Annotated in this window: 17 protein-coding genes; 5 read left to right on the plus strand and 12 right to left on the minus strand. The window is 65.3% G+C overall.

The annotated features are described in order from the left end of the window. The first annotated feature begins 31 nt into the window (after nt 1–31). On the plus strand, nt 32–937 hold the full coding sequence (locus AB7M33_RS24390) for a LysR family transcriptional regulator (RefSeq protein WP_027593433.1): 906 nt from the start codon (nt 32–34) through the stop codon (nt 935–937). Further along, nucleotides 925–1,746 carry an aldo/keto reductase gene (locus tag AB7M33_RS24395; protein WP_454243847.1) on the plus strand — a complete coding sequence of 274 codons (822 nt, stop codon included), beginning with the start codon at nt 925–927 and terminating at the stop codon, nt 1,744–1,746. The genes AB7M33_RS24390 and AB7M33_RS24395 overlap by 13 nt, the downstream gene beginning before the upstream one ends. Before the next feature lie 143 nt (nt 1,747–1,889). On the opposite strand, the gene AB7M33_RS24400 is transcribed toward AB7M33_RS24395, so the two are convergent. Genes AB7M33_RS24400 through lexA form a run of 4 tightly spaced genes read right to left on the minus strand, consistent with a single transcriptional unit; the run spans nt 1,890 to nt 7,629 of the window. Further along, the gene (locus tag AB7M33_RS24400; RefSeq protein WP_454243848.1) at nt 1,890–4,970 is read right to left on the minus strand and encodes an error-prone DNA polymerase; all 3,081 of its coding nucleotides are present in this window, start codon (nt 4,968–4,970) and stop codon (nt 1,890–1,892) included. Continuing rightward, on the minus strand, nt 4,967–6,385 hold the full coding sequence (locus AB7M33_RS24405) for a Y-family DNA polymerase (RefSeq protein ID WP_085272941.1): 1,419 nt from the start codon (nt 6,383–6,385) through the stop codon (nt 4,967–4,969). Before AB7M33_RS24405 ends, AB7M33_RS24400 begins: the two co-directional genes overlap by 4 nt. Before the next feature lie 12 nt (nt 6,386–6,397). After that, complete coding sequence (imuA, locus tag AB7M33_RS24410) at nt 6,398–7,012, minus strand: translesion DNA synthesis-associated protein ImuA (RefSeq protein ID WP_454243849.1); 615 nt, start codon at nt 7,010–7,012, stop codon at nt 6,398–6,400. Further along, on the minus strand, nt 7,012–7,629 hold the full coding sequence (gene lexA / locus AB7M33_RS24415) for a transcriptional repressor LexA (protein WP_085272942.1): 618 nt from the start codon (nt 7,627–7,629) through the stop codon (nt 7,012–7,014). Before lexA ends, imuA begins: the two co-directional genes overlap by 1 nt. A 93-nt stretch (nt 7,630–7,722) precedes the next feature. Between lexA and AB7M33_RS24420 the strand changes: the two genes are divergently transcribed. Both AB7M33_RS24420 and AB7M33_RS24425 read left to right on the plus strand, forming a co-directional pair. Then, nucleotides 7,723–8,379, plus strand: a complete 657-nt coding sequence (locus tag AB7M33_RS24420; protein ID WP_454243850.1) for an HAD family hydrolase — start codon at nt 7,723–7,725, stop codon at nt 8,377–8,379. 293 nt (nt 8,380–8,672) lie between these two features. Continuing rightward, complete coding sequence (locus tag AB7M33_RS24425) at nt 8,673–9,584, plus strand: LysR family transcriptional regulator (RefSeq protein ID WP_027593440.1); 912 nt, start codon at nt 8,673–8,675, stop codon at nt 9,582–9,584. Between the two features lie 35 nt (nt 9,585–9,619). On the opposite strand, the gene AB7M33_RS24430 is transcribed toward AB7M33_RS24425, so the two are convergent. From AB7M33_RS24430 to AB7M33_RS24445, 4 genes are all read right to left on the minus strand, one after another. Further along, nucleotides 9,620–10,963 carry an MFS transporter gene (locus AB7M33_RS24430; RefSeq protein ID WP_454243851.1) on the minus strand — a complete coding sequence of 448 codons (1,344 nt, stop codon included), beginning with the start codon at nt 10,961–10,963 and terminating at the stop codon, nt 9,620–9,622. Between the two features lie 68 nt (nt 10,964–11,031). After that, nucleotides 11,032–11,361 (minus strand): NIPSNAP family protein, encoded by a 330-nt coding sequence (locus AB7M33_RS24435; protein WP_186678116.1) that lies wholly within the window; start codon nt 11,359–11,361, stop codon nt 11,032–11,034. Beyond that, nucleotides 11,361–13,079: an FAD-dependent oxidoreductase gene (locus tag AB7M33_RS24440; RefSeq protein ID WP_454243852.1), complete on the minus strand. Its 1,719-nt coding sequence runs from the start codon at nt 13,077–13,079 to the stop codon at nt 11,361–11,363. The genes AB7M33_RS24435 and AB7M33_RS24440 overlap by 1 nt, the downstream gene beginning before the upstream one ends. After that, complete coding sequence (locus tag AB7M33_RS24445; RefSeq protein WP_238213644.1) at nt 13,076–13,903, minus strand: SDR family NAD(P)-dependent oxidoreductase; 828 nt, start codon at nt 13,901–13,903, stop codon at nt 13,076–13,078. The genes AB7M33_RS24440 and AB7M33_RS24445 overlap by 4 nt, the downstream gene beginning before the upstream one ends. 177 nt (nt 13,904–14,080) lie before the next feature. On the opposite strand from AB7M33_RS24445, the gene AB7M33_RS24450 reads away from it, so the two are divergent. Next, on the plus strand, nt 14,081–14,995 hold the full coding sequence (locus AB7M33_RS24450) for a helix-turn-helix domain-containing protein (RefSeq protein WP_454243853.1): 915 nt from the start codon (nt 14,081–14,083) through the stop codon (nt 14,993–14,995). 61 nt (nt 14,996–15,056) lie between these two features. On the opposite strand, the gene AB7M33_RS24455 is transcribed toward AB7M33_RS24450, so the two are convergent. The 4 genes from AB7M33_RS24455 to AB7M33_RS24470 all read right to left on the minus strand — a co-directional run bounded on the left by AB7M33_RS24455 (nt 15,057) and on the right by AB7M33_RS24470 (nt 19,921). Beyond that, the gene (locus tag AB7M33_RS24455) at nt 15,057–15,830 is read right to left on the minus strand and encodes an IclR family transcriptional regulator (protein WP_238213640.1); all 774 of its coding nucleotides are present in this window, start codon (nt 15,828–15,830) and stop codon (nt 15,057–15,059) included. A 70-nt stretch (nt 15,831–15,900) separates the two neighbouring features. Beyond that, entirely contained in the window at nt 15,901–17,358 is a 1,458-nt protein-coding gene (locus AB7M33_RS24460; RefSeq protein ID WP_454243854.1) for an amidase, read from the minus strand. After that, nucleotides 17,355–18,665 carry a citrate-proton symporter gene (locus AB7M33_RS24465; RefSeq protein ID WP_454243855.1) on the minus strand — a complete coding sequence of 437 codons (1,311 nt, stop codon included), beginning with the start codon at nt 18,663–18,665 and terminating at the stop codon, nt 17,355–17,357. Before AB7M33_RS24465 ends, AB7M33_RS24460 begins: the two co-directional genes overlap by 4 nt. Before the next feature lie 80 nt (nt 18,666–18,745). Continuing rightward, complete coding sequence (locus tag AB7M33_RS24470; protein ID WP_454243856.1) at nt 18,746–19,921, minus strand: M20 aminoacylase family protein; 1,176 nt, start codon at nt 19,919–19,921, stop codon at nt 18,746–18,748. Between the last annotated feature and the right edge of the window lie 64 nt (nt 19,922–19,985).

Consider the following 19,985-nt stretch of genomic DNA (forward strand, 5'->3'; position numbering starts at 1 on the left):
TAACTTTTTCAAAACAACGATCAGGGCCGTCATGAACGTCAAGCAACTCCGCGCCTTCGTCGCCGTGGCCAAGTACCAGAGCTTCGCCCAGGCCGGTGAACACCTGCATGTATCGCAACCGGCGTTGAGCCTGACCATCAAGGCGCTTGAGGAAAACCTCGGCGGCGCCCTGCTCAGCCGGACCACCCGCAGTGTCAGCCTGACTGCCGAAGGTGAGGTGCTGCTGCCGCTGGCCCGGCGCCTGCTGGCCGACTGGGACGACACCGAAGAAATGCTGCGCCAGCGTTTCACCCTGCAACTGGGGCGGGTTTCGGTGGCGGCCATACCGGCCTTCGCCGGTAACCTGCTGCCGCACGCGCTCAAGGTGTTTCGCCAGCGCTACCCGAAAGTCAACGTCACCGTGCATGACGTGATCAACGAGCAGGTACAGGAACTGGTGCGCCACCGTCGCGTCGAACTGGGCATCGGCTTCGAACCGGACAACACCGATGGCCTGGACTTCTACCCCCTGTACATGGACCGCTTCGTCGCCGTGGTGCCCGCCGACTCGCCACTGGCCGGGCTGCCCCAGGTCAGTTGGACGCAACTGCTGGCCGAAGACTTCATCGCCTTGCAACGCCCGTCGGCGGTCCGCCTGTTGATGGAACAGAACGTCGCGGCCAGCCATGGCAAGCTGGCGGTGGCATTCGAGAGCCATCAACTGTCGACCGTTGGCCGCATGGTTGCCAGCGGCCTGGGCGTCAGCGCGGTGCCGGCGCTGTGCATCAATCAGATGCAGGAGCTCGGTGCCCGCTGCGTGCCGCTGGTCGAGCCCGCCGTGGAGCGGCGCATGGGGGTCATCGCGCTCAGTGAGCACAAACTGTCCACCGCAGCGCAAGCGCTGCTCGAGGTACTGCTTTCCCATACCCAGATCCCGGAGGTGACATGCGATACGTGAAACTGGCAGGTTCGAAGGTGCCGGCCATTGGCCAGGGCACGTGGTACATGGGTGAAGACCCTGGCCGCCGGGCCGCCGAAGTGGCAGCCCTGCAACAAGGTATCGAGCTGGGCCTGAGCCTGATCGATACGGCTGAAATGTATGCCGAGGGCGGCGCAGAGCAGGTAGTTGGCCACGCCATCGCCGGGCGCCGCGACCAGGTGTTTCTGGTCAGCAAAGTCTACCCGCACAATGCCAGCCAGCGCGGCGTGCCTGCCGCCTGCGAGCGTAGCCTCAAACGCCTGGGCACTGACTGCATCGACCTGTACCTGCTGCACTGGCGTGGCCAGCATCCCTTGGAGGAAACCGTCGAAGCGTTCGAGCGTTTGCGCGAACAAGGCAAGATCAAGCGTTGGGGGGTGTCCAATTTCGATGTCGATGACTTGCGCGAACTGCACAACCCCGATTGCGCCACTAACCAAGTGCTGTACAACCCGGTGCAACGCGGCATCGAATTCGACCTGCTGCCGTGGAGCCAGAAACGCGCCTTGCCGACCATGGCGTATTGCCCATTGGCCCAGGCCGGGCAGTTGTTGCAGCACCCTGTGCTGGCCGAGATCGCCGAGCGCCACGGTGCGACACCGGCCCAGGTCAGCCTGGCCTGGGTGACCCGTGATGAGGGGGTGATTGCCATTCCCAAGGCGGTAGACCCAGAGCATGTGCGACTGAATGCGGCGGCCGGCTTGCTGACCCTGAGCAGCGAAGACCTGCGAGCGATTGACCGGGCATTCCCAGCACCGACCCGCAAGCAACGCTTGGCGATGGTCTGAAGCCCTTGCCCGACCCTTGTAGGAGCAGCCTTGCGCTGCGAAGAGGCCGGTGACAACACAGCGAATCTTCTCTGGTATCGCCGGCCTCTTCGCAGCGCAAGGCTGCTCCTACAACAGTTAACGCAACAGGCAACGCTGGCAGGCTAATGAAAATCGCGGCTGCGCACATCCAGCCCCTGCAGCAAGGGGCTGATATCCTCCAGCCGTTTTGCAATCAGGTGACGCACCCCGTTCTCCTGCTCCAGCCGCCCGCTCACCTTGAGCAATTGCGACCCCACCAACGCCCGCCTCTGCCGCTCGGCCAAGTCACGCCAGACCACCACGTTGACCATGCCGTACTCATCCTCCAGCGTCACGAACGTCACCCCACTGGCCGTCTGTGGGCGTTGCCTGCCTACCACCAGCCCGGCCACGGCAATGTTGTCGCCATGCTCGACAGCTGACAGCTCGTGCGAACTGCGGCAACCCAACGCTCGCAAACGAGGGCGCAGCAGCCGCAACGGGTGGGGCCCAAGCGTGGTGCCCAGGGTCTGGTAGTCGGCAACCAGGTCCTCGCCGACAGTCGGTGCAGGCAGCGCTACCACGGCCTCGGGCAACGCTTCGACCTCGGCGAACAAGGGCAACTGTGGCTGCACCGCCGCCACCTGCCAACGCGCCTGATGACGGTCACGTGCCAAAGCCCTCAGGGCCCCGGCGTCAGCCAGGCGGGCACGGGCGCGGTGGTCGAGCCCTGCACGCAGGCACAAGTCTTCAACATCGCGCCAAGGCCGTTGCGCCCTCGCCTGCTCCAGACGCCGGGCGTCAGCTTCGGCAAAACCACGGACCTGCCGCAGCCCTAAGCGTATGGCCAGCGCCTGTTCACCCACCGGTTCAAGCGTGCAATCCCATTCGCTGTGAAACACATCCACCGGCCGCACCTCGACGCCTTGGCGACGGGCGTCCTGCAGCAACTGGTCGGGGCTGTAAAAGCCCATCGGCCAACTGTTGACCAGCGCGCAGGTGAAAATGGCCGGCTCATGGCATTTGAGCCAACTGCTCGCGTAACACAGCAAGGCGAAACTGGCCGCGTGGGACTCGGGGAAGCCATAGCTGCCAAACCCCTTGATCTGCTCGAAGATACGCTCGGCAAACGACCGTTCGTAACCATTGCGCAACATGCCTTGAATCAGCCGTTCGCGGTGCGGCTCCAGCCCGCCGTGGCGCTTCCAGGCCGCCATGCTGCGGCGTAGCTGGTCGGCCTCGCCCGGGCTGTAGTCGGCAGCCACCATCGCCAGCTCCATCACCTGTTCCTGAAACAACGGCACACCCAGGGTGCGCTCGAACACTTCCTGCAATTTAGGCGAGGGGTACGTCACGGGCTCCTGCTTCAGGCGCCGGCGCAAATACGGGTGGACCATGTCACCCTGAATCGGCCCGGGGCGCACGATGGCCACCTCGATGACCAGATCGTAGAACGTGACGGGCTTGAGCCGTGGCAACATGGCCATCTGCGCCCGAGACTCGATCTGGAACACGCCCATGGTTTCGGCTCGGCTGATCATCGCATAGGTGGCCGGGTCCTCCCCCGGGATGCTTGCCAGCGTCAATTGCCGGCCCCGGTGGCGCTGCAGCAGGTCGAAGCAACGGCGCAAGGCACTGAGCATGCCCAGCGCCAGCACATCGACCTTGAGCAAACCGACCATGTCCAGGTCGTCCTTGTCCCACTGGATCACGGTGCGGTCTTGCATGGCGGCGTTTTCCACTGGCACCAGTTGATCCAGCGGCTGCTGCGAGATGACGAACCCGCCAGGGTGTTGCGACAGGTGCCGGGGAAAACCGATCAGCTCACCGGCCAGAACCAGCACCCGCCGCAGCGACGGGCTGCTGGCCTCGAAACCGGCCTCGGCCAGGCGTTGCGCATCGGGGATGCGATCACTCCAGCGGCCACAGCACTTGGCCAGCGCATCCACCTGGTCGGCCGGCAGCCCCAGTACCCGCGCCACATCACGCACCGCACCGGCAGCATGGTAGGTGTTGACCACGGCGGTGAGTGCGGCCCGGTGCCGGCCATAGCGCCGCAACACATACTGGATCACCTCTTCGCGGCGGTCGTGCTCGAAGTCCACGTCGATGTCCGGCGGCTCATTGCGTTCGCGTGACAGAAAGCGCTCGAACAGCAAACGGTGCTCCATGGGGTCGAGTTCGGTGATCCCCAGCACGAAACACACCACCGAGTTGGCGGCCGAGCCTCGGCCCTGGCAGAGGATATGCTGGCTGCGGGCAAAGGCGACGATATCGTGCACGGTCAAAAAATAGCTTTCGTAGGCCAGTTCCTCGATCAGCGCCAGCTCCTTTGCCAGCACCTCGCGCACCTTGTCGCTCGGCCCCCCCGGCCAGCGCATCGGCAAGCCGCGCTCGCACAGCTCGCGCAGCCAGCTCGCCGGGGTGTGGCTGTCTGGCACCAATTCACGCGGGTACTGGTACTTCAGCTCGCTCAAGTCGAAACGGCAGCGCTCGGCGATGACCAGGGTCTCGGCCAGCAGGTCGGCCGGGTACAGTTCCTGCAACTGCTCAGGGCTGCGCAGGTGACGCTCGCCATTGGCGTACAGGTAGCGACCCGCTTCGGCCACCTGGCAATGCTGGCGGATGGCGGTCATGCAATCCTGCAGGGCACGGCGACCGCGTGCATGCATGTGCACGTCACCGCAGGCCACTGCGCGGATACCGACCTTGCTCGCCAGCTGGCGCAGTTTGCCAAGCCGCACCTCGTCATCACTGCCACGGTGCAGGTGCACGGCCAGCCACAGCCGCTCGGCGAACAGCGTGCGCAAACCCTCACCGGGTTCAGGGTCGTCGGCATCCTCGGCAACCCACAGCGCCAGCAAGCCTTGATGATGCTCGCGCAGGTCCTCGCTGAACAGTTGGTAGTCGCCCTTTTCCGCCCGCCGTCGCGCACGGGTAATCAGCGCGCACAGGCTCTGGTAGCCGGTGAGGTTTTCCGCCAGCAGCACCAGTTTCGGGCCATCCTGCAGGCGGACTTCGCTGCCGATAATCAGCCGCAGCTGGTGCGCCTTGGCGGCCTGCCAGGCGCGGACGATACCGGCCAAGGTGCACTCATCGGTGATCGCCAGGGCGTCATAGCCCTGTTCGCGCGCACGCTTGAACAACTCAGCGGCACTCGACGCACCCCGCTGGAAGCTGAAGTTCGACAGGCAGTGCAATTCGGCATACCCGAACCGGCTCATGCAAACCAGCCTTGCAACCACAAAGGGCCTGGCTGGCTGAGGTCGCGGTAGGCCCAGCCGCGCAGGCCGTCGCGGGTTTCGATGCGGTAGTAGTCACGGCGCACGTCGCCCCCGTCCCACCAGCCCGACTCGATGCGCTCGGCATGCCCCAGCACACGGTGGCCGGCTGCCTCCAGCGCCACGGGCGCCGGCAAAAGCCAGCCGGGGCGGCTACCCGGCAACACCGGCAGGCTGCCTTGTGCGCCCTGCTCCGCCGCTTGCCAGGCACATTCGGGGCGGTGATCGGCCTCGGCGCTCAGCCCCTTGACGGCCTCGTCGCCCAACCGTGCCCGCAAGCGTTCACGCAACTGCTCCCAGGGCTGCGCCTGCTGGGCGCGGGGGTCGAACAGCGCCTGGTGCTGGGGCACGAAGGGTGGCAGGTCATCGGCGACCAAGCGCAAGTTGCGTACCGGGGCGGGGATTTGCAGCGGCTCCAGGCGCCCTTTTGCCAGTTCGAAGAGCATGGCAGGGTCACGTTCGGCCGCCAGCAGGCCAACCTTGAGCAACGTGTCCGGCCCTTCGGCATGCTCCAGGTGCAGGCAAAAACGCTGCACGCCACAATCGCGCCCAGCCAGGAACGCGCCGAGGTCGTTGAGCATTCTGCGCAGCGGGAACAGCAACGCCTGGTGCGACTCCACGTCGAAGTTCAGCTCCAGGCGCGACTCGAAGCGGTCCGGCGGCTGGTAGAAGCCCAGCCCCAGGGTGCGCAGGCCGAGCAGTTGGTCCAGGTGCAACTGGACCTGCGCAGAAAAGCGCTTGGCCAGGGCGTCGCGCGGCAAGGCCAGCACCTGGCCCAACTGGCGCAACCCCATGCGGGCAAAGGCCTCGGCGGCCTCCAGCGGCAAGCCGACACGGTCGATGGGCATCTGTGCCAGTACGGCGCGGGTGGCGTCGGCACAGGTTACCGCCAGGCCATCGTGGCCGTTGGCGAGCATGCGAGCCGCCACCGGGTTGCTGGCCAGCACGATGCGCTGCCGCAAGCCCAACGCGCTGAGCTCCTGGCGCAGGCGTGCCTCGAACAACGGCCAGGGGCCAAACAGCTGCAGGCTGGAGCCGACCTCCAACAACAAAGCCCTTGGGTAATGCAGGCTCACCTGGGCGCTGAAGCGATAGGCCCAGGCTGCCAGCAACTGTTGCAACTGCTCGATGCGTTTGTCATCGGCCTCTACGCAGGTGAAGCCATCGGCCAAGGCACGCGCCGTGGTCAAGGTTTGCCCGGCACGCAGGCCGAGGGCTGCGGCAGCGGGGTTGACCGCCTGTAGCACACGGCGCTGCGTCGGGCCGCCAATCACTACCAGGGGCGTTTCAGGGTCGTCACGCTCGCGCAGAACGGTGTCCAGCGCCAGCTGTGGCAGCAGAATGCAGGCCCAGAGCATGGTGCATCAGCCTCAGCCGGGCAGCGCGATGGGCAGCGCTGGCGGCATGCCGCCCCGGCTCTTGAGCACACGCCACTGTGCCGGCCGAGTGTCGATGGCAATACGCAGAGCGGCCGGCGACGGGTTGTGTGCCGCCTGCTGTGGGCGACAGGCGAACGCCAGCGCCTGGCCGGTCTCGGCGGCCACCTGCAGGCGCCGCAGTGCCCGGTCATCGGCGCGCTCTGGCCAGCACAACACAGCGGCGCAACTGCCTGAGCGCAGGCATTGCTCAGCCGCCCACAGTGCGTCGGCAGGCGTGGCGCTAACCTGGGCCAGCCAGCGTAGATCCACACCCGCTGCCTGCCAGGCCGGGGCATAGGGAATGAACGGCGGCGCGACCAGCACCACGCGGCCACCTTCTGCAGTCAGGCGCGCCAGTGAGGGCCACAGCAGTTGCAGCTCACCGCACCCTGGGCTAGCCAGCAACAGTTCGCTGAGCGCCGCGGCCGGCCAGCCGCCCTCGGGCAGGCATTGGTCGAGCGCGGCATGCCCGGTCGGCTGCAACCCCAGGGGCCGGGCCTGAACCTGCCGCCCGCGCCAGACCTGACGCTGGTCGAGCAGCCTGTCGAGATCGACCACCGCGCCCATCAGTCGCGCCTCAGCAGGCCGCAGAACACGCCTTCAATGAAGAATTCCTGCTCAGGGCCCACATCGATCGGCGCATAGGCCGGGTTGCGCGGCAACAGCCGGTAACCGCCAGGCTGACGCTGCAAGCGCTTGATGGTCACCTCGCCGTCCAGGCGGGCGACCACGACCTGCCCGTCACGGGCCTCGCCCTGTTGCCGAATACCGACCAGGTCACCGTCGAAGATGCCGTCATCGACCATCGAGTCGCCGCGCACTTTCAACAGGTAATCGGGTGTGCGCCGGAACAGGCTGGGGTCGAGCAGCAACTGCTCGTGGATGTCGAGGTCCGGGCCGATCGGGGCACCTGCCGCGACCTGGCCCAGCACCGGCACTTCGAGGATTTCCGGGCGGCGCAGCGGCTGAGCCAGGCGAATGCCTCGCGCCTGGTTCGGCGTGACGTCGATATGGCCGGCCTGGCACAGGGCGGTGATGTGTTTGCGCGCGACGCTGCGCGAGGCGAAGCCGAAGCGCGTGGCGATGTCGGCAAGGCTCGGTGGCTGGCCGTGGTCAGCAATGCGCTCACGAATAAATTCGAGAATGGCGCGGCGTTTGGGGGTCAGATTGTCCATGGAGTACATTTGTACTCTTTTCGTAACACACTGAACAGCCCCCTTCGTCGTCCGCTTTGGTTATGATCGTCGGGCTTGTGTTTTTTCATACCTGGATACCTGATGCTGACTGCCCTGCTGTTCGACCTCGACGGAACCCTCACCGACACCGATACCCTGCACCTGCAGGCTTTCCGCCAGTTGCTGCGCGAGCATGACGGACGTGAACTGAGCCAGGCCCAGTTCGATGCACAGGTCAGTGGCCGTGCCAACGGCGAACTGTTCGCCGAGTTGTTTGCCGATGCCAGCCCGCAGCAATGCCTGGCCCTGGCGGATCGCAAAGAGGCGTTATTCCGCTCGCTGGCGCCGTCGCTCGCGCCCATGCCCGGCCTGTTGCGCTTGCTGGAGCACGGCCAGGCCTGTGGCCTGGGGATGTGCGTGGTGACCAACGCCCCCCGGCTCAATGCCGAGCACATGTTGCAGGCCATGGGGCTGAGGGCCCGCTTCGAGCATGTGTTGGTGGCCGAGGAGCTTGAGCGAGCCAAGCCGGACCCGCTGCCCTACCTCACCGGGCTACAGCGGCTCGGGGCCGAGGCCGGGCAGGCGCTGGCCTTCGAGGACTCGTTGCCCGGGGTCAAGGCTGCCAGTGGTGCGGGGATCTTTACGGTTGGGGTTGCGACTACACAGACTGCCGAACGCCTGATGGACGCGGGGGCTGGGCTGGTGATCGAGGACTTTGATGATGCGCGGTTGTGGGCGTTGATTGAATCGATGGGGTGAGGTGTGCTGGATGCGCTGGTGCATGCCTTGAGGTTTATGGCGCCTGTGAGATCGAGCGCCGCCCGCGCGGCGCTTCGCAGCACAAGGCTGCTCCTACATCTGTTTCGGGCCAGTGAGGCCTGTGATATTTGCGCGCGACCGCCTCAGGAATAATTGGCCCGAAAAATTGTAGGAGCAGCCTTGTGCTGCGAAGCGCCGCGCAGGCGGCGCTCGATCTCACAATCGCCACAACACTCAACCCCTACACCTCAACGCTCTAACCTTCAACCGCTGCCCCACCCATCAGGCCGCCCATGCTCATCGACGAAGAACTGACCCTCAAAAAGCTGGAAACCTTCCTCGCCTTCATGCGCAGTGGCAACCTCGGCCGCGCCGCCGCCGAGCTGTCCACCAGTGCCGTCAGCGTGCACCGCGCCATCCACTCGCTGGAAAGCGCCTTGCGTTGCCCCCTGTTCAAGCACGAAGGCCGGCAACTGATCCCGCTGGAAAGCGCCTACGTGCTGGAGAAAAAAGCCCGCCAGCTGATCCAGGACGCCGAGCAGATGGTCCGCCAGACCCGTGAGGCTGCGGGGTTCTATGCCGAACGTTTCCGCTTGGGCGCCCTGTACTCACTAACGGTAAAGACCGTGCCAAAGCTGGTCATGGGCCTGAAACTGCGCCGCAGCGCGCTCAATATCGACCTGACCCTGGGCTCGAACGTCGACCTGCTGCAACGCCTGAAAAACCACGAACTGGAGGCCATCCTGGTGTCGCTGGACGAAAGCGTCAGCGACCCCGCCTGCGAGCAATTGCCGCTGTTCTCCGACGACATCTTCCTTGCCGTCCCCACCGACTCGCCCTTTGCCGAGCACGCCGAGGTGGACCTGGCCGACCTCGCCGACTCCACCTTCATCACCCTGACCCAAGGCTTTGCCACCCACCGTGATGGTGCGCGGGTATTCGAGCAGGCAGGGTTCGAGCCGAAGGTGGCCATGCAGGTGAACGATATCTTCACCCTGCTGAGCATGGTCAGCTCCGGCGTTGGCTTTGCCCTGCTGCCAGGGCGAATCGCTGCGGTCTACGAGAACCGGGTGAAGTTGATTGCCCTGCAACCACGCTATCGCCTGCAACAGCACATTGGCGTGGTGTTTTTGAAGGCGCGGGAACGAGAGCCGAACCTGCTGGCGTTGCTGGCTGAATGCAGGATGTACAGCCGCGAAAACTGAACGAAGGCCTGCAGGTGTTTATGTTCCAGCGACATTTACACCGCTTGCCGGGCGGCGCGCCGGCCTGAACCGGCATGGCGCCCTTGCAACAACACCGCCAGCGCAGCCAATACCGCCGGGATCAGCAACGACGCGAACACCTGTGCAAAGCTCCAGCCCATGGCCAGCATCTGGGCGCCGGCAAACGCACTGAGAATCGCGCCGACGCGGCCGATGCCGCTCATCCAGCTGGCACCGGTCGCCCGCGCTTCGGTGGGGTAGAATGCCGCCGCCAAAGCATTCATGCCCACACTTGCGCCATTGAGGCCAAAGCCCACGGCCCAGGCAATCGCGCACAGCCAGGCAAAATCCCCAGCCACCTGGCCAATGGCGAAGATCACTGCACCGCTGAACAAGAAGGTCAGCATCAGTACCCGTTGCGGGTTGTAGCGGTCCATGGCCCAGCCCACCGAGATCGCCCCCAGCGGCCCGCCGATCTGGAAACAGGCGGTGACGATGGCCGCTTCGGCTACCGAGAAGCCGCCCCCCTCCTTGACCAAGGTGGGCAACCAGCCGCTGAACAAGTAAACCAGAAACAGCGCCAGCACGTAGCCAGCCCAAAGCATCAAGGTGCCAAAGCGGTAGCGCGGCGAGAGAATGGTCGCAATCGCCCCACCACTGCTGGGCGCGCTGGCCGGTACGATGAAGGTGCTGTCGGCGTTGACACGCTCCGGTGCCAGACGGCTGACGATGGCTTGGATGCGACGTTTGTCAGCACCCTTGCTGACCAGGAAGGTGACCGACTCGGGCAACCGCCAGCACAGCAACGGCACTGTCAGCAGCGGCAGCACGCCGCCCAGCACCAGCACGCTGCGCCAGCCCAGGTTGGGGATCATCCAGGCACTGACAAAGCCGCCTGCCGCCGCACCCAGTGAGAAACCACAGAAGGCCAGGGTGATCAGCAGCGAGCGGCTGCGCGCCGGCGCGTATTCACTGACCAGGGTGCTGGCGTTGGGCATGGCAGCGCCCAAGCCCAGGCCGGTCAGAAAACGCAGAGCAACAAGGGTCTCGAGGTCGGGCGAGAATGCCGAGGCCAAGGTCCACACACCAAACAGCAGGACACTGCCCAGCAAGACCGCCTTGCGCCCATAGCGGTCGGCCAAGGGGCCGGCGATCAATGCCCCGAGCGCCAGGCCGATAAGGGCCGCGCTCAACACGGGGCCCAGGCTTTGCGCGCCCAGGCCCCAATCGTTTTTCAATTGCGGTGCGATGAAACCGATGAGGGCGACGTCCAGCCCATCCAGGGCGATGATCAGAAAGCCCAGGAAGACTACCCATTTCTGGTAGCGGCCGATGGGTTGCTGGTCGATCAGTTGGCGCACATCAATGGCGTTGTTCATGGGGTATCACCTGTTGTTGTTTTTATGAAGGTGCATCGGCAGTGGGCCGCCATGCGGCCCAGGCAGCATTACCGGTGAACGAGGCTGGGCAGCCGCACAGGCCGGATGATCCGGGTCTCTTGGGCCACGACCAGATCGCGGGTGGCCTGCAGGTAGGCTGCGAAGTCCGGGTCAGCGTCCCGCGCGGCGCTGCGTTTTTCGAAGTCATCGAGGCTGTCATAGCCCCACAAGTGCACCACCTGGTTGAGCGGGCCGATGCTGCTGGTGTAAAACGCCAGCGGCGCACCGAGATGGCGCAGCAGAATCGGCATCGCCAACTGGTCGAAGGCTTCGAGAAAGGCCGCCATGCCACGTGGCCGGATGGTGTAGACCCTGTGATCGACGACAGGCTTGTCCATCATGCAACCTCCCGCGCGTTGCCCGCTGTCGCCAGGCCTTGTTCGACGCCCGCCAGGTGGCGCCCGGTGATGTAGCCAAAGGTCATGATTGGCCCCAGGGTGATGCCCGCACCGGGGTAATTGCCGCCCATGATGCTGGCGCGGTCGTTGCCGACGGCGTACAGGCCGTCGATGGCCTGCTGATCGGCGCCCAGCACTTCGCCGACCACGCTGGTGCGGATGCCGTCGAAGGTGCCCAGGTCACCCATGATCACCTTCACGGCAAAGTAAGGCCCCTCGGCCACTGGCGCCACGCACGGGTTGGGCGTGTGCTGCGGGTCGGCCAGGTAGCGGTTGAAACGCGTGGTACCTCGCCCAAACTGGCGGTCCTCACCCTGAACGGCGCCCAGGTTGTACTCACGTACGGCCTGCTCCAGCCCGGCGACATCGATCCCGGCCTTGCGCGCCAGCTCGGTGAGGCTGCTGCCCTTGAGCAAGTAGCCGTTACGCAACAGTGGCCCCAGCGGCATCGGCGAAGGCTTGGCGAAACCCAGGCCGTACTTGGCCAGGGTGCGTCGGTCACAGACCAGCCACATGGCGGTTTCCGGTTGCTCTGCACACGCCTCGATCAAGGCCGCACCCACGTCGTGGTAGGAATTGGATTCGTTGGTAAAGCGCCTGCCCGAGCGCAGCACGCCGATCACACCGGGCTTGTAACGGTCGAGCAAATGGGGGAACGCGACAAATCGCCCTGCCCCCATCGGCACCTTGGACACCGGCATCCACGCCGCCGCCGCTTGCAGGCGGATATCGACCTTGGCGCCCATCGTTTCAGCCATGCGCGCACCATCACCCGTGTTGCCTGCTGGCACCGGCGAAAAGTGCTCGCCACCCCGACGCACATGCGGGTAGGCCTGCTTCAACCGTTGCACGTCATGGGAAAACCCACCACAGGCCAGCACCACGCCGCGCCGCGCCTCGATGCGCAGTTCGCTGTCGCCTTGTTTCGCCAACACGCCAGTGACCCGATTGCCTTCACACAACAGGTGCCTGGCCGGGGTCCCGGTCAAAATCGGAATGCCCAGGTCCAGCGCAGACTTCACCAGCCGCGCCGCCAGGGCATTGCCGCTGGTCACCTGGGTGCCGCGCCGGTACAGCGCCAACTCCTTGAGGTGGGTCAGCAAGCGCTTGGCCACATACACGAACGACGTCAGCGAGCGGGTGGCATTGAAGAAGTGCTTGAGGTCGGCATTCGACGAATTGAACATCATGCCGATGAAGGTGATGGTCTTGAGCGGTGGCCGCAGGCGTGCCATGTCGGGCCCAAGGCCGCGAATGTCGTAGGGCGCTGCCAGTATCGAGCGCCCGACATCGACGCCACCTTCCACGTGTGGGTGATAGTCGGGGTACAGCGTGGGGACGAATTTGACGGCGGTCTCGCGCTCGAAGAACTCGACCATGTCTGGCCCGTGACGCAGAAACGCCTTGACCGCCACTTCGTCGAAACAGTCGCCGGTTTCGTTGCGCAGGTAGGTCAGCGCCGCCTCATCGCTGTCGTTCATCCCATGCCGGTTGCCCGGCACCCACAGCACCCCACCGGAGAACGCCGTGGTGCCGCCGAAGCAGTCGTCCTTTTCGATGACGACCACATCCAGGCCGTGTTTTTTCGCAGTGATCGCCGTCGCCAGGCCGCCGGCCCCCGCCCCCACCACCAGTACATCGCAGGTGCGTGTGTTCATGCGCGTACGCCCTCGAAACCGGGGCGCGGGATCAACGCCATGGGCATGCTCTCCAGCCCACCATCGACCGTCAGCTCGGCGCCGTTGATGTAGTCGGCACGCGGGCTGGCAAGAAACAGCACCGCCTCGGCGATGTCCTGCGGCTCGCCGATGCGCTGGTTGGCGGTCATGGCGCTGCGCTGGCGTTCGATGTGCGGGTCCGCGTAAAACGCCGCCGACAGCGGCGTACGGATCAACCCCGGGCACACCGCGTTGCTGCGTACCCCGCGCGGCCCCCACTCCACGGCAATCTGCCGGGACAGCATGCTGACCCCGGCCTTGGCCGCGCTGTAGGCACCACTGTTGGGTTGAGGGTAATGGGCCGCGATCGACGCTACATGCACGATGCGCCCCTGGCCTCGGGCAAGCATCAAGCTGCCGAAGGCCTGCGAACACAGCAGGTAGCCGCTGAGGTTGACCGCCAACACCTGGTTCCATTGCTCCAGGGTCAGCACGTCGAGCGAACCCGGGCGCAGCACACTGGCGTTGTTGATCAGTACATCGCAGCGGCCGTGCAGCGCCTGCACCTGTGCGGCGGCCTGGCTTACGCTATCGGGGTCGGCGATGTCGCACCCCAGCGCGCTGACCTCGCCGACACTGTGCTCGCCCAAGCTGGCCGCCAGCTCACGGCACTTGCCCAGGTCGCGGTCCAGCAACACCACATGGGCTTGCTGTTCGACCAACGCGGCAGCCAGTGCCGCGCCAATGCCGCCGGCCGCGCCGGTCACTACACAAACGGCTGAATCCAGGCCCAGCCAGTGAGCGCTAATCTTGTTGTTATGCATGCTGCTCTCCAGAGTGTCGCTTCATCTGGCGAACAGCCTAGGGCTGACAGGCACCCGGGCAGAATGGACAAAACCTGCAACCAGCCCCACATTCCCGACAATTTGCTGCACCGCCCCTGAACCTGTTCAGCGGCTGTGGCACAGTAGCCGGGTACCGATCAAAACAATTACAACACCATGAACAAGATCCCCAATTACGCCCTGTACGGTGAGACTGCACAGCCGGTGTGGCACGAGTCGCTGCATGTGGAGTCGATCTCCAAACGCTCCGGTGCCCACAACTGGGAGATCGCCGCGCACCGTCACGAGGGCCTGCTGCAGTTGCTGTACCTGCAACGCGGCGGCGGTGAAGTGCTATTCGACAGTGACCGCATTCAGGCCCAGGCGCCCTGCGTGGTGTACGTGCCGGCGCAGGTGGTGCATGGCTTCCACTGGGCCGGTGCGGTCGAGGGCCAGGTGATCACGGCGGCGCAGCACCCGCTGGAAAGCATCACCCAGGTACTGGCGCCGAACCTGCTGGCAACGCTCCGCAAACCCCAGGTGATCGCCCTGCCCCGCTGGGAAGCCGACGAAGACCCTCTGCTGCCGTTGTGCCGTGCCCTGCACGAGGAATACCACAACCGCGCTCGCGAGCATGTGGCCAGCAGCATGTCATTGTTGCTGACGCTGCTGATCCAGGTGCTGCGCCACGAACCACAGGCCAGTGGTAACGGGCGTCGCCCACCGTCCAGGCGCAGCCAGCAACTGACCGGGTTTCGCGAACTGGTGGACATGCACTTTCGCGAGCGTTGGTCGTTGGGGGCTTATGCCGCTGAACTCGGGCTGACGTTGGCCACGCTGGGGCGGCTGTGCCAGGAACACCTGGGCATGACCCCGATGAATGTCATCAATGCCCGGTTGGTGCTGGAGGCCAAACGGGCGCTGGGGCATTCAAGCCTCAGCGTGAAAGAGATTGCCCATGACCTGGGGTTTGTCGATGTGGGGTATTTCAGCCGGTTTTTTCGCAAGCACTCGGGGGTGAGCCCGAGCGGGTTTCGCGAGGCCGCGTTGGCCCCTTCGCGGGCAAGCCCGCTCCCACAGGCTCCCTGCTAATTCAGCGAGTCTCCACCCTGTGGGAGCGGGCTTGCCCGCGAAGAGGCCAGTACAGGTTTCTTCAAGCCTCTAGCGCATGCTGCACCTGGCCCACTGTCGCCGCCAATCGGTCCAGGTGCAGGCTCAACACCCGCTCCACAGGCGCCTGGTCCACCGGCCAATGCAAGGCGATGCTGCCCGCCAGTTGCCCCTCGACCCGGACCGGCAAGGCGATCGCCCGGATCAGAAATGGCAACCGCACCGGGTATTCCCAATGCCCCTCGGTACGCTGGCCAAAGCCCTTGTGCGCATCCTCCTCGATATCGCGCAACAGGCTGTCATCACCCAACCGTTGATGGCTGGCCAAGCGCTGCACTTCGTCGCCGTCCAGCTCCCCCAGGCACGCGCGCCCCATCGCCGAATGGAACAGGCTGGCATGGTGGCCGACGATCTGGCAGTTGTTCGGGTAGCGCTTGCGCAACACCTGAGGGATGGCGCTTTCCATCACCTCCAGCCGCTCGCCATCGAAGCACGACAGGTCTGCCACCAGCCCGGTGCGTTCACTCAGCTCAAGCAGCCAAGGCGCCGCCTGCTCCACCAGGCGCCGCTTGAAGCGCAGTTGGCGGTCGCCGAACAGGCGCCGAGCACACAGTCGATAGCGCCGGTCGCTCAAGCCCCGGTAAACCCACCCCTGCTCCTGCAAGGTGGCGAGCATGCGCGAGACCGTGGCCTTGGGCAGCGCCGTCAGGTAATGCAGTTCTTCAAGCCCCAATGCCTGGTGTTCGCCCAGCAAGTCGACGATGGCCAGCGCCCGCTCCACCGAGCGTACGCCACCACTGTCTGTCATGTTGCCCATGTGTCTGACCTCCCTGTCACTTGGCGGGTTGGTCATCATGCACAGCAAGAACCGCGCCTGCCCAGGGCCTTTACGGAAGTTGCAAGCACGGCGGCGGCCGCCGTTCGACCCAGCGGGTCAGTTGCTCATGGGCATGGGCCAGTTGCAACACCGCGTGGTCCGCCTGGGCTGGGCCAATGATTTGCAGGCCCATCGGCAACCCCATGGCACTGAACCCCACCGGTACACTGATGCTCGGCAGCCCTGCCAGGGTCGGCCCGATTACCACCTCCATCCAGCGGTGATACGTGTCCATCGTTCGCCCTGCGACTGCCTTCGGCCACGCCTGCTGTGCATCGAAAGGGAACACTTGGGCCGAAGGCAACAGCAGGAAATCGTAACGTTCGAACAACCTGCCGAGGGCCTGGTACCACGCACTGCGGTCTATCGAAGCCTGGTACACCTGCGCCGCACTCAGGTGCAAACCGCCCTCGACTTCCCACTGCGCCTCAGGCTTGAGCAGGGCGCGCTTGCCGGGGTCGGCATAGGCCGCGCCGAGGGTGCCGTGCACCAGGAAGTGGCGGTGGGTCAGCCAGCATTGCCAGAGGCGCGCCAAGTCAAAGGCTGGCTGGCAGGCCTCGACCTGGCAACCCAGCTCGGCAAAATCCGCCAGGGCCGACTCGCACAGGCTCAGCACCCCGTCTTCCATCGGCAGGTAGCCGTCATAATCGCCCAGCCAGCCCAGCCGCGCGCCCTTGAAGTCGCGCTGCAACCCTTCAGCGAAATCAACCTTGCCGCCACTCAGCGACAACGGCACCCGTGCATCGAAGCCTGCCTGGGTCGTCAACAGCCGCGCGACATCGGCCACGCTGCGCCCCATCGGCCCTTCAGTGGCCAGTTGCTGCAGGAACACCTCCGGCGCCGGCCCATGCGGCACCCGCCCCTGGGACGGGCGCAGGCCGAACACATTGTTGAACGCCGCCGGGTTGCGCAGCGAGCCCATCATGTCGCTGCCATCGGCCACCGGCAGCAATCGCAGGGCCAAGGCCGCCGCGGCCCCGCCACTGCTGCCACCGGCCACCCGGCTTGGGTCGTAGGCATTGAGTGTGGTGCCAAACAGGGTGTTGTAGCTTTGCGAGCCCAGGCCGAACTCCGGCACGTTGCTCTTGCCGACGATGATCGCCCCACTGGCCCTGACCCGCGCCACGCTGACCGCATCGTACTCGGGCACCTGCTCGGCGAACAGCGGCGAGCCCAGGGTGGTGCGCAGCCCGGCCGTGGCAGCCAGGTCTTTGATTGCCTGTGGCATGCCATGCATCCAGCCCCTTGACTGCCCCCGCGCCAGCTCACCGTCGCGCTCATCGGCTTCGGCCAGCAGCGCCTCGGCCGAACGCAGCGACACCAGCGCATTGACCTGCGGGTTGAAACGCTCGAGATGGGCGAGGTACGCCAGCATCACCTCACGGCACGATACTTGGCGGGCATGAATTGCGCGGGACAACGCCTCGGCATCCAGCGCTACGATTGGGTCGATGGCTAGCGGCTTCACGGTTTCACTCCAAGGTTGAACGCGACAGCTTTACCCGCACGCGGCGCTTCTTTCAGGCAGTAGGTGCCCAACAGCGTCAGCAGGCAAGCGAACAGTACATAGAACGACGGCGCCACCGGCGTGTTCAGGGCTTTGCTCAGCCAGGTAACGATCAGCGGCGCAAAGCCGCCGAACACCATCACCGCCACGTTGTAGGCCACCGATACCCCGGTCGAACGCACCTCGACCGGGAACTGCTCGGCCAGGGCAGTCGGCGCCGGGCCAAAGAACCCGCCGATGGCGGTGCACAGCAGCAGCTGCATCACCAGCAGGCGCTCGATCGATGGCGCCGCCGCCACCCACACGTACAGCGGATAGACCATCACGAAGAAGGCCAGGGTGAAGGCCATCAGTACCGGGCGCCGGCCCAGCCGGTCAGACAAGGCCCCCGCCAGCGGGATGACCACGGTCATCAGCCCCACCGCAAGCATCTGCACCAGCAATACCTGGTCCAGCGGCAACCCGAGGTTCTTGTGGGCGAAGGTCGGCATGTTCACCAGCACCACGTAGAACGATACCGTGGCGCCACACGCCAGGCCCATCGACACCAGCAGGCTGCGGCGGTGTTCACGCAGTACCTGCCACAGGCCCGGCGCCTGGCCCTTGGCCTGTTTACGCGCCTCGAGGAACTCTTCGGGTTCTTCCATGTGCTTGCGAATCCACAGCCCCACCGGGCCAATCAGCAGGCCAAGCACGAACGGGATTCGCCAGCCCCAGCTGTCTAGCGCCTCTGGCGTGCACAGGTGCGTCACCAACGCCACCATCGCCGCCCCCGAGAACACCGCCAGGCACTGCCCCACCAGTTGCCAGGAGCCATACAGGCCTTTGCGATGGGCGGGTGCGCTTTCTACCAGAAACGCCGTTGCGCTGGCGTATTCGCCCCCTGTAGCGAAGCCCTGGAGCATGCGCGCCACCACGACCAGCAACGGTGCGCCCATACCGATGGCGAGGTAGTTGGGCGCAAAGGCGATCATGGCGATGGACACGGTCATCAGGCGGATGATCATCTGCATGGCCGCCTTGCGGCCTTTGCGGTCGGCGTACATGCCCAGCAGCACGCCGCCCACCGGGCGCATGAAAAAGCCCACGCCGAAGGTGGCCAGGGCCATCAGCAGCGAGGCGTATTCGTCGTCGGAGGGGAAGAACTGCCGGGCGATGATGCTCGCCAGAAAGCCGTACACGATAAAGTCATACCACTCCAGCGCATTGCCGATGACGGCAGCGACCACTTGCCGGGTACGCGACACGCCTGTGCTCGAAGTCTGCATAGGGAACACTCCATTCATCTGTTGGGTGATGACCCAGGCACAGCCGCGCCCAGGTTCCAGCGGCAGTCGTCAAAGAAAGGTCAGGCGGGCTCGAGCCAGCGCTCGGCAAGCGCGCCCCAATAGGCGGCGCCGGTCAGCAGGATGTCGTCGTTGAAGTCATAGGCCGGGTTGTGCACCATCGGCCGCGACAGGCCATTGCCGATGAACAGGTAGGCGCCTGGGCAACGTTGCAGCATCCAGGCGAAGTCCTCGCTGCCCATCAATTTGCGGGTGTTGCCGTCCACCGCGTCGGCACCGAGCAGTTCCACGCCCACTTGTTGGGCGAAGGCGTTCTCTGCGGCATGGTTGACCAGTACCGGGTACGCCGGCCGGTGTTCGATGCTGGCGCTGCAGCCAAAACTCTCGGCTTGGCTAACGATGATCGCGCGTACCCGCGCCAGGGTCTGCGCCCGCACTTCGGCATTCAACGCCCGCAGGCTGAGGCGCAGCACTGCCTGCTGCGGAATCACGTTGGCCGCCTCGCCCGCCTGCAGTGCCCCCACAGTAACCACCGCGGCTTCCTGGGCATCGATATTGCGCGCCACCACCGTCTGCAACGCCATCACCACACTGGCCGCTGCCACCAGCGGGTCGACGGTCAGGTGCGGCATCGAGCCATGCCCGCCGACGCCTTCAAGGGTTACGCTGAGCAAATCCTGCGAGGCCATCATCGGTCCCTCGCGAAAGCCCAGGTGCCCTGCCGGCAGCCCCGGCATGTTGTGCATGCCGAACAGGGCATCACAGGGGAAGCGCTCCAGCAAACCGTCGGCGAGCATCGCCTCGGCGCCGCCCTGGCCCTCTTCGGCGGGTTGGAAGATCAGCGTCAGCGTGCCATCGAACTGCCGGGTCGCCGCCAGGTAACGCGCAGCGCCCAGCAGCATGGTGGTGTGGCCGTCATGGCCGCAGGCGTGCATGCAGCCTTGGTGCCGGCTGCTGTAGGCCGCGCCGGTGGCCTCATGGATCGGCAGCGCGTCCATGTCGGCGCGCAGCCCCAGCTTGCGTGGGCTGCTGCCGTTGCGCAGCACCCCCACCACGCCGGTCTTGCCGATACCGGTGTGAACCTCGTAGCCCCAGGCTTGCAGCAGCCGAGCGACCAGCGCCGAGGTGCGGCTTTCTTCAAAACCCAGTTCCGGGTGTGCATGGATGTCGTGACGGATGCCGTGCAGGTCGCTGGCCACGTCATTGAGCCAGGCCAGGATGTGTTGATGTCGAGACATGCGGAATCTCCTTGCGCGGGTAATTCCCGTTCTTGTTGTTCGCGTTGAGATCACGACGGGGAAG

It is taken from the genome of Pseudomonas sp. Y3 TE3536 (genome assembly GCF_053629175.1).